A 13,672-nucleotide genomic window follows, 5' to 3' on the forward strand; every position below is an offset into this window, starting at 1 on the left:
CTGAGGATCAGTCGTGGGAGTGGAGAGGCTTGCCGGCCAGAGCCAGGTGGGCCTCGCCCATGGCCTCGTTCTGGGTCGGGTGGGCGTGGATGAGCTGCGCGACCTCGGCGGGCAGCGCCTCCCAGTTGTAGATCAGCTGAGCTTCGCCGACCTGCTCGCCCATACGGTCACCGACCATGTGGACGCCGACCACGGCACCGTCCTTGACCTGGACGAGCTTGATCTCGCCCGCGGTCTTCAGGATCTTGCTCTTGCCGTTGCCCGCGAGGTTGTACTTGAGGGCGACGACCTTGTCCGCGCCGTAGATCTCCTTGGCCTTGGCCTCGGTGATCCCGACGGAGGCGACCTCGGGGTGGCAGTACGTCACCTTCGGCACACCGTCGTAGTCGATCGGGACGGTCTTGAGACCGGCCAGCCGCTCCGCCACCAGGATGCCCTCGGCGAAGCCGACGTGGGCGAGCTGGAGGGTCGGGGCCAGGTCGCCCACGGCCGAGATGGTCGGGACGTTGGTCTGCATGTACTCGTCGACGAGGACGTAGCCGCGGTCCATCGCGACCCCTGCCTCCTCGTAGCCCAGGCCCTGCGAGACCGGGCCGCGGCCGATGGCGACCAGGAGCAGCTCCGCCTCGAAGGTCTTGCCGTCGGCGAGCGTCACGCGGACGCCGTCCTGCGTGTACTCGGCCTTGTCGAAGAAGGTGCCGAGGTTGAACTTGATGCCGCGCTTGCGGAACGCGCGCTCAAGAAGCTTCGAGCTGTTCTCGTCCTCGACCGGGACGAGGTGCTTGAGGCCCTCGACGATGGTGATGTCGGTGCCGAAGGACTTCCACGCCGAGGCGAACTCGACGCCGATCACGCCGCCGCCCAGCACGATCGCGGACTTCGGTACGCGGTCCAGCTTCAGCGCGTGGTCCGAGGAGATGATCCGGTTGCCGTCGATCTCCAGGCCCGGCAGCGACTTCGGCACGGAGCCGGTCGCGAGCAGCACGTGGCGGCCCTCGACGCGCTGGCCGTTCACGTCGACCGAGGTGGCCGACGAGAGCCGGCCCTCACCCTCGATGTAGTGGACCTTGCGCGAGGCGATGAGACCCTGCAGACCCTTGTACAGGCCCGTGATCACTTCGTCCTTGTACTTGTGGACGGCTTCGATGTCGATGCCCTCGAAGGTCGCCTTGACGCCGAACTGGCCGGCTTCGCGAGCCTGGTCGGCGATCTCGCCGGCGTGCAGCAGCGCCTTCGTGGGAATGCAGCCGTTGTGCAGGCAGGTACCGCCGACCTTGCCCTTTTCGATCAGGGCGACGTCCAGGCCCAGCTGAGCTCCGCGCAGGGCCGCGGCATAACCGCCGCTGCCACCGCCGAGGATCACTAGGTCGAAAACGGTGCTGGCGTCGTTCGCCACGTCACGTCCTCCATGCATGTGCGCCGTACGCCGGGCCCCGTCGCTGGGGTGTGACCGGCCGGTCGGCTGGTGTTCGGCCGCTTTTGTTATTCGGCCCTGTGGTGGGGGCCCTGTCCTGCCGAGAACCCATCTTCGCACTTGTTGACGGTGGGCGGGACGCGGGGCCCGGGTCTGAGACGGATGATCGTCCGTCCCGGACGGTTACCGCTGCGTAGAGACGTACGGATTTCGTTGAGAGCGAAACCCGCCGCAACCGCGCGACGATGTCGACAAAGGAACACATACGGCCCCGGACATATGCCCGGGGCCGTACATCGTCAGCGATCTCAGCCGAGGTCTCCGGCGGCGGTGCGCTCCGCCAGCTTCACCAGGGTGCGGACCGAGGAGCCGGTGCCGCCCTTGGGCGTGTAGCCGTACGGCGCGCCCTCGTGGAAGGCCGGGCCCGCGATGTCCAGGTGCGCCCAGGCGATGCCCTCGCCCACGAACTCCTGGAGGAACAGACCGGCCACCAGGCCGCCGCCCATCCGCTCGCCCATGTTGGCGATGTCGGCGGTCGGGGAGTCCATGCCCTTGCGCAGGTCGGCGGGGAGCGGCATCGGCCAGGAGGCCTCGCCGACCTCCTCGGCGATCTCGTGGATGGAGGTACGGAAGGCGTCGTCGTTCGCCATGATGCCGAACGTGCGGTTGCCGAGCGCCAGCACCATCGCACCGGTCAGGGTCGCCACGTCGACGATCGCGTCCGGCTTCTCCTCCGAGGCGCGGGTCAGCGCGTCGGCGAGGACGAGACGGCCCTCGGCGTCGGTGTTCAGGACCTCGACGGTCTTGCCGCTGTACATGCGCAGCACGTCACCCGGGCGGGTGGCGTTGCCGGAGGGCATGTTCTCGGCGAGCGCCAGCCAGCCGGTGACGTTGACCTGGAGGCCGAGGCGGGAGGCCGCGACGACGGCGGCGAACACGGCGGCGGCGCCGCTCATGTCGCACTTCATCGTCTCGTTGTGACCGGCCGGCTTCAGCGAGATGCCGCCCGAGTCGTAGGTGATGCCCTTGCCCACGAGGGCCAGGGTCTTCTCCGCCTTCGGGTGCGTGTAGGCGAGCTTCACCAGGCGCGGGGCGTGGGTCGAGCCCTGGCCGACACCCAGCAGACCGCCGAAGCCGCCCTTGACGAGCGCCTTCTCGTCGAGGACCTGCACCTTGATGCCGTGCTCCTTGCCGGCGGCGGTGGCCACGGCGGCGAAGGACTCGGGGTACAGGTCGTTCGGCGGGGTGTTGATCAGGTCGCGGGCGCGGTTGATCTCCTCGGCGACGGCGACGGCGCGCTCGGCCGCGGCCTTGAACGCCTTGTCGCGCGGCTTGGCGCCGAGCAGGGCGACCTCGGCGAGCGGCTGCTTGGGGCCGTTGCCCTTCTTGCCCTTGGGAGCGATCTTGTCCTCGCCGCCCTGGTAGGCGGTGAAGGCGTACGCGCCGAGCAGCGCGCCCTCGGCGACGGCCTCGGTGTCCTCGACGGTCCCGGCCGGCAGGGCGAAGCCGGCCTTCTTCGCACCGGCCAGCGCGCGGGCGGCGTTGCCCGCGGCCCGGCGCAGCGCCTCGCTGTCGTACGCGTCGTCCTTGTCCGGGACCGGACCGAGCCCGACCGCGATGACGACCGGGGCCTTGAGGCCGGACGGCGCGGGGAGCTTGGTCACTTCGCCCTCGGCACCTGCGGCACCCAGGGTCTCCAGGACGGTGGCGAGCTTTCCGTCGAACGCCTTGTCCACGGCCTCGGCGCCCGGTGCGAGGACCGGGCCCTTGGCGCCCTTCGCGACGCCGACGACGAGTGCGTCGGCGCGCAGCGTCGCCGCGCCGGCAGTGCTGAGAGTGAGAGCAGTCACGGTGGTGAAATCTCGCTTCCGTTGAGTTCTGAGTCGGTCGAGGGGTGGGCCGACCGTGCCCGGCGCATCGTAGACGCCGCCGCAATGTGCCGGGAATGAGCCTACGCGCGCCTTTCCTGTTGGATCACGGCGGCGGGCCGTTCCCGGTTCCGGGGCGGTCCTGTTCCCGGTCACGGGCGGTCCGTTCCCGGTGCCGCCCGGTCGTGCGGTGGCCCTCCGGACGGGCGGGGTCCCGGGGGGATCCGGTCCGGCAGTAGGGTCGTTGCTCCCGGTGGAACACCGGACGGGCGAGGAGCGGGGAGCGGGGGAGCGGTGCGAGGCGGCGGTGCGAGGGTCGGTACGGGGCGATGGTCGCCGGTCCCCGTCACCGTACTGATTCTGTTGGTCCTGTTGTCCGGCTGCGCCTCGGGGCGGCCGGAATCCGACCCCGGACAGCCGCACGCCGATTCCTCCGGGCCGCACGCCGGCTCCCGCTGGCGCCCCGAACCGGGCCTGGACTGGCAGTGGCAGCTCTCCGGCCGGCTCGACCCCACGGTCGACGTCCCGGTGTACGACATCGACGGCTTCGACCACGATGCCGCGGCGGTGGCCGATCTGCACGACAGGGGCCGCAAGGTCATCTGCTACCTCTCCACCGGTGCCTGGGAGGACTTCCGCCCGGACGCCGGGAAGTTCCCGGCCGCCGTGCTCGGCCGGGGCAACGGCTGGGAGGGCGAGCGCTGGCTCGACATCCGTGCCGTCGACGTCCTGGAGCCGCTGATGGAGGCCCGGATCGCCATGTGCGCGAAGAAGGGCTACGACGCCGTGGAGCCGGACAACATGGACGGCTACCGCAACCGCACCGGCTTCCCGCTCACCGCCGACGACCAGCTGCGCTACAACCGGCTGATCGCCCGCGTCGCCCACCGCCACGGGCTCGCCGTGGGCCTGAAGAACGACCTGGACCAGATTCCGCAGCTGGTGGCGGACTTCGACTTCGCGGTCAACGAACAGTGCGCCCAGTACGGCGAATGCGCCGAACTCAGCCCGTTCATCGAGGCGGACAAGGCCGTCTTCCACGTCGAGTACGAGCTGCCGGTGGCACGCTTCTGCCCCGACTCCCGGCGGCTGGGGCTGAGCTCGCTGCTCAAGAAGTACGAACTGGGCGTCTGGCGGAAGGCGTGCTGACGCGGCAGCGGGAGTAGGGGCCCGGCTCAGGGCCCCAGTGCCAGGACCACCAGCGCCGCCGTCGCCGCCGTCTCCGTCAGCGCGCCGAACACATCTCCGGTGACCCCGCCGAAGCGCCGTACGCAGTGCCGCAGCAGCAACTCGGCGGCCACGAGGGCGCCCACCGCGGCGAGCGCGTGGTGCAGGGCCCCGTACGGGCCCAGGAGCGCACCCGCCGCCGCGCAGCCCGCCACCGTGACGGCCCCGGCCGCCAGCGCGCCCCAGGCCGGAACGGTGGAGGCGACCACCGCGCCCAGGCCCTCCGGGCGGGCCGCCGGGACCCCCTGACGGGACGCCAGCGTGAGCGCGAGGCGGGCGGCGACGGCCGCGACGGCCGCTCCCAGCGCACCGTGCGCCCAGCCCTGCCCGTACAGCTCGAAGAGGACCGCGACCTGGGCCAGCAGGACCAGGAGCAGCGCGATGACACCGAACGGACCAATGTCCGACTGCTTCATGATCCGCAGCGCGGCTTCCGCCGGTTTCGCGCTGCCGAGCCCGTCGGCGGTGTCCGCCAGACCGTCCAGATGCAGGCCCCGGGTGAGGGCGGCGGGCACCGCGACGGAGACGACCGCCGCGAGCAGCGGCCCCGACCCGAACAGCAGCGACAGGGAACCGAGCGCGGCGGCGAACAGACCCACGACGAGGCCGGCGAGCGGGGCGCAGAGCATTCCGGCACGCGCGCTCTCGCGGTCCCAGCGGGTGACGCGGACGGGGAGCGCGGTCAGGGTGCCGAAAGCGAAACGTATGCCGTGGCTGTTCAGGGAGGTCACCGCGGGCAGGCTAGCCGGTTCATCCCGCCGATAGATTGGGCAAAACGCATCAAAACCTGCGCAACGTGACTTATCTGGAGTAGGTGGCATGGGTCACTGGTGGCACACCAACATCACCGAGCCGGGCAAGCTCCCGCTGCTCCTGGCGCTGAGCGCCTTTGTGCTGACCTTCGCGGTCACCCGCACCATCACCCGGCTGATCCGGGCAGGCAAGGGCCCGTTCCGCAACATCACCCCGGGCGGGGTGCATGTCCACCACGTGGTGCCCGGCGTCGTACTGACCGTGGTCGGCGGCTTCGGCGCGGTCGCGAGCGGGCGGCACGGGGCCGCCGCGGGGACCTGTGCGGTGATCTTCGGGATCGGGGCGGGGCTCGTGCTGGACGAGTTCGCGCTGATCCTCCACCTGAACGACGTGTACTGGACCGAGCAGGGGCGCCAGAGCGTGGAGGTCGTCGTCCTCACCGCCTCACTCGTCCTGCTGGTCCTGGCGGGCTTCTCGCCGCTGGGGGTGAACGACGTGAGCGGTGCGGAACAGCAGAGCAGGCTGAGCGTCATCACGTCCTTCGCGATCAACTTCTGCTTCGTGCTCATCGCCCTGTTCAAGGGCAAGGCGCGGATGGCGGTGGTCGGCACCCTCGTCCCGTTCGTCGCGCTGACCGGTGCGATCCGGCTGGCCCGGCCGGCCTCGCCGTGGGCGAAGCGGTTCTACCGGCACAGGCACCGCGCCCGTGCCCGGTCGGTGCTGCGCGCGTACCACCACGATGTGCGATGGGCGGGGCCGCGCCGCAGATTTCAGGACCTCATCGGAGGGGCGCCGGACCGGGTGCCGCTGCCGCCCGGCCGCGAGCCCTGACCGCGCCGCCGTGCGCGTACCTCCACCACCGCGCACAGCGCCAGCACGACGACGATCGCGGCCAGATGCTCCTTGCCCGCCAGGTTGTCCTTGAAGACGATCTCCACCACCATCGCCACGATCACCAGCGCTCCGGTGAACCAGGCCCGGTAGGCATGGCAGGCATACACCGCGAGCCCCACCACCGCCGCCGACGGCCCCGTGTCCACGACCTGTGCGTCGGAGGCCGGCAGCCCGAGGAAACCGGCCGGGCCGACCGCGATGCCGACCCGTGCGTACAGCGTCCCGGCCAGCGTCGCCAGATACGCGATGCCGAGCGTGCGCCACCGCCCCAGACAGATCTCGGCGACGCCGAACACCAGCAGCAACTGCGCCAGCGCACCCCACACCGGCAGATCGAGCGCGGGGACGAACAGCGAGAGCGGGGTACGCAGCAGAGCGAGCCACAGCGGGTCCTCGGCCTGCACGGCGCCGAGGTTCTGCACGGTCCGAAAGCCCCAGGACTGGTTCTGCACCACCTGTATCAGCGCCGTCAGGAGCACCGCCGCCAGCGTCATCGGGACAGCCCGCGCACCACACGTGGCGAGCGCCCGCCGTACGGTCCCCAGCAGCGGCCCCCACTCCCGTCGGGCCGCGGCACGCAGGGCGCCCGCGCGGATCATCTACGGGTGGCCAGATGCGAGCGGTGCAGCCACTTGGGCAGCCCGGGGGCCTCCAGGAACCCTTCGGCGCGGCCCGCCGCGATGCCGATGCGCAGCAGATCGGCGCTCTTCTCGAAGAGCATGAAACGGGGCTCCCAGATCGGTCGGTACTTGGCGTTGGCGCGGTAGAGCGACTCGATCTGCCACCAGCGCGAGAAGAAGCTCAGCAGGGAGCGCCACAGCCTCAGCACCGGTCCTGCACCCAGGCGCGATCCCCTCTCGAAGACGGACCGGAACATCGCGAAGTTGAGAGAGACCTGCGTGATCCCGATCTCCTCGGAGCGCTGGAGCAGCTCGATGACCATGAACTCCATCAGGCCGTTCTCCGCGTCCCGGTCGCGGCGCATCAGGTCCAGCGAGAGACCGTGCGGGCCCCACGGCACGAAGCTCAGCACGGCGCGCAGCTCGCCCGGCCGCCCGTCCTGGAAATCCCGGCCGCCCTGACCGTCCTGGCCCCGCGGGGCGGCGTCCCGGCACTCCAGCATCACGCACTGTCCGTCCGCCGGGTCGCCCAGGCGCCCCAGCGCCATGGAGAACCCGCGCTCGGTGGCCCCGTCGCGCCAGTCGTCCGCGCGCCGCAGCAACTGGGCCATCTCGTCCTCGGGGATGTCCTCGTGCCGCCGGACGGTCACCTCGTACCCGGCCCGCTTGACGCGGTTGTACGCCTGGCGCACGGTGCGCATCGCCCGCCCTTCGAGGGTGAACTCGGCGGTCTCCACGATCGCCTCGTCGCCCAGTTCCAGCGCGTCGAGGCCGTGCCGGGCGTAGACGGTGCCCGCCTCCTCGCTCGCGCCCATCACCGCGGGGATCCAGCCGTGCTCCCGTGCCTCGGTGAGCCACGGCACGATCGCACCCGGCCAGGCCTCCAGGTCGCCGATCGGGTCACCGGAGGCGAGCGACACCCCGCCGACCACGCGGTAGACCACGGCCGCCTTCCCGGTCGGCGACCAGACGACGCTCTTCTCGCGGCGCAGCGCGAAATAGCCGAGCGAGTCGCGGTCCCCGTACACGTCCAGGAGGGCGCGGAGCTTCGCCTCGTCCTCGGGAGTCAGCGCGTCGACGGCCCGGCGGGCGCGGAACGCCGCGTACACGACGGCGATGAGCAGCAGCGTGGACAGGATGTTGATGACGACGTTGACCCAGCCGGGCGAGGTGATGCCGGGGAAGCGCGAGTCGTCGGCGGCGACGGAGATCAGCCGCAGCGCCCCGTAGCGCCAGCGGTCCAGGAACGTCGAGCGGTACTCGTCGTGCGCGGTGTTGGTGACGGTCACCAGCCCCGCGGCGAGCAGCGAGGTGATCAGCAGCCCGCCGACCGCGACCACGGCGGCCAGCTTCGGGTTGGAGCGGTCGCCCTTGGCGTAGAACTCCCGCCGGCCCAGCAGCAGGGCCAGGACGAACGCGGCGGTGAGGGCCAGCGAGACCCAGTTCTGCGCGTGCTGCCGGATCTCCGGGAAGAAGAACGCGAGCGCCAGGAGGAGCAGCAGGAGCCCGCCCGCCACCATGTTGACGATCCAGGCGGCCCGCTTGCGCCGCCGCATCGTGACGGCCAGGAACAGCGCGACCACCCCGGACGAGAAGCCCGCGGTGAGCAGATAGGGGGTGAAGAAGTTCTCGGTGTTGTGGCGCCGCAGATCCTGGCCGAGGCTGACCCAGACGGCGCTCAGGAAGTTGATGAACGAGACGATGCGCAGATACCAGATGGCGAACGCCGCGCTGCGCCGGGACCGGGCGGTACTGCGCCCGGCTTCCTCACTGGCCAATCGGACCTCTCCCATGAAACGCGATCATATGGGGCGTCGCGATTCATGGTGGCGCCGGGGCTGCGGCCGGTGTCCGGCCGGCCGCGGCCCGGGAGGACCGGTCCGGTCAGACGCCGCTCTTCGCGTCGTCGGCCTCGGTGCCGGAGCCGGAGCCGGAGCCGGAGCCGGTGCCGGTGCCGGTGTCGGTGCCGGTGTCCGCCGCCCCCTCCGCTTCGTCGTCCGTGTCCGTCTCCTCGTCCGGCGCGCGCTCGGGCAGTTCGGCGGCCAGCGCCGCCGCGGCCCGGACGAGCGGCAGGGAGAGCAGCGCTCCGGTCCCCTCGCCCACGGTGATCCCGTGGTCGAGCAGCGGAGTCAGCGCCATCCGGTCCAGCGCCTTCGTCTGCGCGGGCTCCCCGCTGACCTGTCCCGCCAGCCACCAGTCCGGTGCCCGGAACGCCGCACGCTGGGCCACCAGCGCACAGGCGGCCGAGACGACGCCGTCCAGGATCACCGGCATCCGGCGCACCGCGCTCTGGAGCAGGAAACCCGTCATCGCCGCCAGATCCGCGCCACCGACCGTGGCCAGCAGCTCCAACTGGTCGCCGAGGACCGGCCGCGCCCGGCGCAGCCCGTCCCGGATCGCCGCACACTTGCGCATCCACGCCAGATCGTCGATGCCCGCACCGCCGCGCCCCGTCACCACCGAGGCGTCCGTGCCGCACAGGGCGGCGATCAGCGTGGCCGCGGCCGTGGTGCCGCCGACACTGAGATCGCCGAGCACCACCAGATCGGTCCCGGAGTCGGCCTCCTCGTCGGCGATCGCCATACCGAGACGTACCGCCTGCTCGGCCTCCTCCGCCGTCAGCGCGTCCTCGATGTCGAACCGCCCGCTGCCGCGCCGCACCCGGTGCCGTACGACGGACTCGGGCAGCAGCTCCGGGTCGCAGTCCACACCGGCGTCGACGATCCGCAGCGGCACGGAGAAGCGGCGGGCCAGCACCGATACGGGACTCGCGCCGTCCAGCGCCGCCCGGACGAGGTCGTACGTACTCCCGGCCGGGCGGCCGGAGACACCCAGCTCCGCCACTCCGTGGTCACCGGCGAAGAGCACCACGCGCGGCTGTTCGACCGGCTTGACCGGCACGGACTGCTGGGCGGCGGAGAGCCACTCGCCCAGTTCGTCGAGGCGGCCGAGGGCGCCCGGCGGAACGGTCAGCCGCTCCCGGCGTTCCTCGGCATCGCGCCGTACGCCGCCGTCGGGGCGTTCGATCAGATCGGAGAAGTCGTCCAGATTCACGGAGGTCTGCCTCGCGGGTCGTAACGTCGGGGGCCGGGAACCCGGCGGCGGGCTCCTGCCGGGAACAGTACCGGTGCCCCCTCCCGGGAAGTGCCGCCGGAGGCGGGCTCACCCCCGCAGCACCAGCACCTGCCCCGCCACCACCAGCAGAACCTCCTCGCACTCCGCCGCGACCGCCGCGTTCAACCGCCCCAGCTCGTCCCGGAACCGCCGCCCGGCCGCCGTCGCCGGTACGACCCCCGACCCCACCTCGTTGGTCACCGCCACCACCTTCCGCGGCGTCCCGCGCACCGCGTGGACCAGCTCCGCGACCCGTTCCCGCAACGCCTCCTCGCCCCCGTCCGCCCACCGCGCGTCGTCCCAGGCGCCCACCCGGTCCATGGCGTCCGTCAGCCACAGCGAGAGGCAGTCGATCAGCAGCGGCGGCCCGTCCCGGGTCAGCAGCCCCGCCAGCTCACAGGTCTCCTCGGTGCGCCAGGTGGAGGGCCGGCGCTCCCGGTGCAGGCCCACCCGCGCCGCCCACTCGGCGTCGCCCGCACGGCGGCCGCCGGTCGCCACGTACACCACCTCGGGGAAGGTCTCCAGACGCTGCTCGGCCTCCAGCGACTTCCCGGACCGTGCCCCGCCGGTCACCAGCGTGCGCCGGGGCACGTCCGGTACCGCGTGGTACTCGCCCACCACCAGCGTCGTCCCGTCCGGCACGGCGCGCGCTCCGGCGGCCGCGAGCTGCCGGTCCAGCGCGGCGCCGGGCGGTGCGTCATGGCCGAGATGGACGGCGATGACCTCGGTGGTCGGGCCGACCGCGTCGACGGCCCGCAGCCGGGCCACCGCGTCGGGCCGTGCGATCACATCGCCGACCACCATGTCGTACGGCGCCGCCACCCGCCCGGCGAGCCCTGCGGGCGCGGCGCCGGGCGGCAGGTACAGCAGCCGCTCGCCCTCCGGCGCCGTCACCTCGTAACCGGTCCCGGGCGCGTCCATCGGCACCGCCCGCACCCGGTGCCCGCTGATCAGCGTCAGTACCTGGCCGTCCGGCACCCGCCCGGCCGGCGGCAGCACGGCGGGCAGCTCGACGGCGGGCCCGTCATGGGGATGGGTCAGCAGCACCTGGCGCACCGCGCCCAGCGAATGCCCCGCGCGGGCGGCCGCGAGCACGGCCCCGGGGGTGAGGTCGAGCAGCAGCGCGTCGTCGATCAACAGGGAGGTCGCGGCCCGCGCCCGCGGACCGCGGGCGCTCGCGCAGGCGGCGCAGGGGCAGTCGGGCCGCGGCAGCCCGTCGGGGGCTCCGGTGCCGAGCAGAGTCAGTTCCACGCCCTGATCCTCCCGCGTCCCCGCGCCGGGTGCGCGCCCGGCTAGGCTTCGGGCAGCAACGTGACCCAGGAGGCGGACATGGCGTGGACGTGGCGGTTCGAGAAGTCCGACGGTACGGAGACGGAGCCGGCTCTTCAGCCGGACGAGTTCACGACCCAGGGCGATGCGGAGTCCTGGATCGGTGAGTTCTGGAAGGAGCTCGTGGAGGGCGGAGCGGAGCAGGTGACGCTCTTCGAGGACACGACCAAGATCTACGGCCCGATGAGTCTCCACGCGGATCAGCCCGAACAGCCCGAACAGGCAGATCAGCCCGAACAGGCCGATCAGTCCGACCGGTCCGAGGCCGACCGGGCCGGTGCGGCCGACACGGCCTGACCGGGGTACGGCCCCGCGGCTCCCGTACGACGGGAAGGGGCGGGCGGCGCGGGAAAACCTGCTGCCGCCCGCCCCTTCCGCGTACCGGGCCGGTCCTGATCGTGACCCGGGGCCCGGCCCGGGGTTCCCTCAGATCTCGCCCAGCGTGACCTCGGCCGTCTTCTCCGCGTCGCTGCGCACGTACGTCACCGTGACCTTCTGGCCGGGTTTCTCGCTCGCCAGGACCTCGGAGAGCGACGTGATCGTCGTGACCTCGTCGCCGCCGACCTTGATGATGATGTCGCCGGCCCGCAGCCCCGCCTTCTCCGCGGCGCCGCCCTTCGTCACGCTGACCAGCGCCACTCCGGCGGGCCGGTAGCTGCTGTCGACGACCGTGCGCCCGGTGATGTTCAGCGCGGCCCGTCCCGAGTCGGTGACCTTGCCGCTCCTGATGATCTGGTCGGCGACCGTCTTCACCATCGACACCGGGATCGCGAACCCGATCCCGGGGGCCGCGCTGTCACCCATCTGCGGGTCCGTCGCCGCGAGCGTCGGAATGCCGATCACCTCGCTGTCGAGGTTCACCAGCGCACCGCCGCTGTTGCCGGGGTTGATCGCCGCGGACGTCTGCACCATGTCGGCGATCGTCGCCCCCGTGCCCCCGCCCGTACGGCCCTCGCTCACGGTCCTGCCCAGGGCCGAGACGATGCCCTGGGTGACGCTGCTGGAGAGACCGAGCGGCGAGCCCATCGCCATCACGATCTGCCCCACCTCGACCTTCTCCGAGTCACCGAACTTCGCGGCCTTCAGCCCGTCGGGGACCTTGTCGAGCTTGATGACGGCCAGGTCCTGTTCCGGATACGAGGAGACGAGCGAGGCGCTGAGCACCTTCTCACCGGTGGCGACGCTGACCTTGAAGGTCTTCTCCGAGCCGACCACATGGGCGTTCGTGACGATATGGCCCTTGTCGTCATAGACGATGCCCGAGCCCAGACTGTCGGAGGCATCGATCTGTACGACCGACGGCAGGACATCCTTGATGACGGCCTGGTAATCGGCCTGCAGGTCATTGGTGGCGCGGGAGGCCGAGCCCTGAACCGTGCCCGACGGGCTGGACTCGCCCGCGGAGCGGGAAGTGGAGTCGGCGTCGGAGCAGCCGCCCACCAGGGCGATCGCGCAGACACCTGCGGTCAACGGCAGCAACAGCCGGCGCACTCGGCTGCGGGAGTGAGATGCGTCCATGTCCGGAGTCTCACGTCCGACCCCCGTCCGCGGCCTGCGCTGATGGGCCGAACGGGGCCGTACGGGCCGCTCCGGCCCCGACCGGGGGCAGGCGCTCCGGAAGCCCCGGCCGGGGGGCCGGCGCTACGGAACGGTCGCCGCGCTCCGCCGGGCCCGGCCCTCAGCCGCGCACGCCGCACAGGTGCAGCAGTGCCGCCACCCGGCGGTACGGGTCCGTGCGGCCGGCCCGGTCCTCCGCCGCCAGCAACTGCTCCAGCTCCGTGGCGGCGGGCAGCTCCACGTCGTTGCCCACGTGGTCCGTGAAGACCCGCACCCCGTACCAGGCGTGCAGCGGCGCCGCGATCCCGGCGAGCGTGGCCGTCAGGGCGTCGAGCCGGTCGGCGCGCACGGTGGCGCCGAGCCGGTTGGTGTACGTGGCCGTGTCGAACGCCGACAGCGCGCCGTCGAAGTCCCCGGCGTACCCGGGGCGCATCGCGAGGGCGTCCGCGTTCCGTACGAGCAGGGAGAGAAGTCCGCCGGGCGCCAGCATCCGGGCCAGGCCCGCCAGTATCGGGTCCGGCTCCTGGACATACATCAGCACACCGTGGCAGAGCACCAGGTCGAAGCTGCCGGGCAGGAAGTGCACACCGGTGTCCCGGCCGTCACCCTCGATCAGCCTGACCCGCTCCCGGATGCCCTCGGGCTCCGCCGACAACGTCTCGCGGGCGGCCCGCAGCATGTCCGCGTCGGCCTCCAGGCCGGTCACGGAATGACCGGCCCTGGCCAGTCGCAGCGCCTGGGTGCCCTGGCCCATGCCGACATCGAGCACCCGCAGCCGCTGTCCCACCGGGAAACGCGCGGCTATCTGCTCGTCCAGCTGTCGGGCGACGAGTTCCTGGCGGACCGTGTTGCGCAGTCCGCCGAGACCCTTCAGCCACGCCGAAGAGACCCCGGTG

The 13,672-nt window shown here is 72.0% G+C and carries 11 protein-coding genes and 1 pseudogene; 3 read left to right on the forward strand and 9 right to left on the reverse strand.

Translation table 11 applies throughout. The annotated features are described in order from the left end of the window. Positions 1–7: 7 nt before the first annotated feature. Both lpdA and A6A29_RS30955 read right to left on the reverse strand, forming a co-directional pair. Entirely contained in the window at positions 8–1,396 is a 1,389-nt protein-coding gene (lpdA, locus tag A6A29_RS30950; RefSeq protein ID WP_073725130.1) for a dihydrolipoyl dehydrogenase, read from the reverse strand. Between the two features lie 326 nt (positions 1,397–1,722). Beyond that, on the reverse strand, positions 1,723–3,264 hold the full coding sequence (locus A6A29_RS30955; RefSeq protein ID WP_073725132.1) for a leucyl aminopeptidase: 1,542 nt from the start codon (positions 3,262–3,264) through the stop codon (positions 1,723–1,725). Positions 3,265–3,639: 375 nt separating this feature from the next. On the opposite strand from A6A29_RS30955, the gene A6A29_RS30960 reads away from it, so the two are divergent. Beyond that, complete coding sequence (locus A6A29_RS30960) at positions 3,640–4,431, forward strand: endo alpha-1,4 polygalactosaminidase (RefSeq protein WP_385732543.1); 792 nt, start codon at positions 3,640–3,642, stop codon at positions 4,429–4,431. Between the two features lie 26 nt (positions 4,432–4,457). Here A6A29_RS30960 and cobS read toward each other — a convergent pair whose 3' ends face one another. Continuing rightward, positions 4,458–5,240: an adenosylcobinamide-GDP ribazoletransferase gene (gene cobS / locus A6A29_RS30965; RefSeq protein ID WP_073725136.1), complete on the reverse strand. Its 783-nt coding sequence runs from the start codon at positions 5,238–5,240 to the stop codon at positions 4,458–4,460. Positions 5,241–5,328: 88 nt separating this feature from the next. Here cobS and A6A29_RS30970 point away from each other — a divergent pair, with 88 nt between their 5' ends. Continuing rightward, the gene (locus A6A29_RS30970) at positions 5,329–6,093 is read left to right on the forward strand and encodes a hypothetical protein (protein ID WP_073725138.1); all 765 of its coding nucleotides are present in this window, start codon (positions 5,329–5,331) and stop codon (positions 6,091–6,093) included. Here A6A29_RS30970 and A6A29_RS45515 read toward each other — a convergent pair. The 4 genes from A6A29_RS45515 to A6A29_RS30990 all read right to left on the reverse strand — a co-directional run bounded on the left by A6A29_RS45515 (position 6,033) and on the right by A6A29_RS30990 (position 11,141). Continuing rightward, positions 6,033–6,755: a hypothetical protein gene (locus tag A6A29_RS45515; protein ID WP_158074490.1), complete on the reverse strand. Its 723-nt coding sequence runs from the start codon at positions 6,753–6,755 to the stop codon at positions 6,033–6,035. The genes A6A29_RS30970 and A6A29_RS45515 overlap by 61 nt on opposite strands. Beyond that, positions 6,752–8,569 (reverse strand): phosphatidylglycerol lysyltransferase domain-containing protein, encoded by a 1,818-nt coding sequence (locus tag A6A29_RS30980; protein ID WP_073725140.1) that lies wholly within the window; start codon positions 8,567–8,569, stop codon positions 6,752–6,754. The genes A6A29_RS45515 and A6A29_RS30980 overlap by 4 nt, the downstream gene beginning before the upstream one ends. 91 nt (positions 8,570–8,660) lie before the next feature. Next, complete coding sequence (gene cobT, locus A6A29_RS30985) at positions 8,661–9,830, reverse strand: nicotinate-nucleotide--dimethylbenzimidazole phosphoribosyltransferase (RefSeq protein WP_073725141.1); 1,170 nt, start codon at positions 9,828–9,830, stop codon at positions 8,661–8,663. A gap of 108 nt (positions 9,831–9,938) precedes the next feature. Beyond that, positions 9,939–11,141, reverse strand: a complete 1,203-nt coding sequence (locus A6A29_RS30990; protein WP_073725143.1) for a bifunctional adenosylcobinamide kinase/adenosylcobinamide-phosphate guanylyltransferase — start codon at positions 11,139–11,141, stop codon at positions 9,939–9,941. 78 nt (positions 11,142–11,219) lie between these two features. On the opposite strand from A6A29_RS30990, the pseudogene A6A29_RS30995 reads away from it, so the two are divergent. Continuing rightward, positions 11,220–11,420 (forward strand): annotated as a pseudogene (locus A6A29_RS30995) (hypothetical protein); the annotation flags it as partial. Between the two features lie 225 nt (positions 11,421–11,645). On the opposite strand, the gene A6A29_RS31000 reads toward A6A29_RS30995, so the two are convergent. Further along, entirely contained in the window at positions 11,646–12,737 is a 1,092-nt protein-coding gene (locus A6A29_RS31000) for a S1C family serine protease (RefSeq protein WP_073725145.1), read from the reverse strand. Between the two features lie 160 nt (positions 12,738–12,897). Continuing rightward, the gene (locus tag A6A29_RS31005; protein WP_079183097.1) at positions 12,898–13,632 is read right to left on the reverse strand and encodes a class I SAM-dependent methyltransferase; all 735 of its coding nucleotides are present in this window, start codon (positions 13,630–13,632) and stop codon (positions 12,898–12,900) included. Positions 13,633–13,672 lie beyond the last annotated feature (40 nt).

This window comes from Streptomyces sp. TSRI0281, from assembly GCF_001905125.1.
GTDB lineage: Bacteria > Actinomycetota > Actinomycetes > Streptomycetales > Streptomycetaceae > Streptomyces.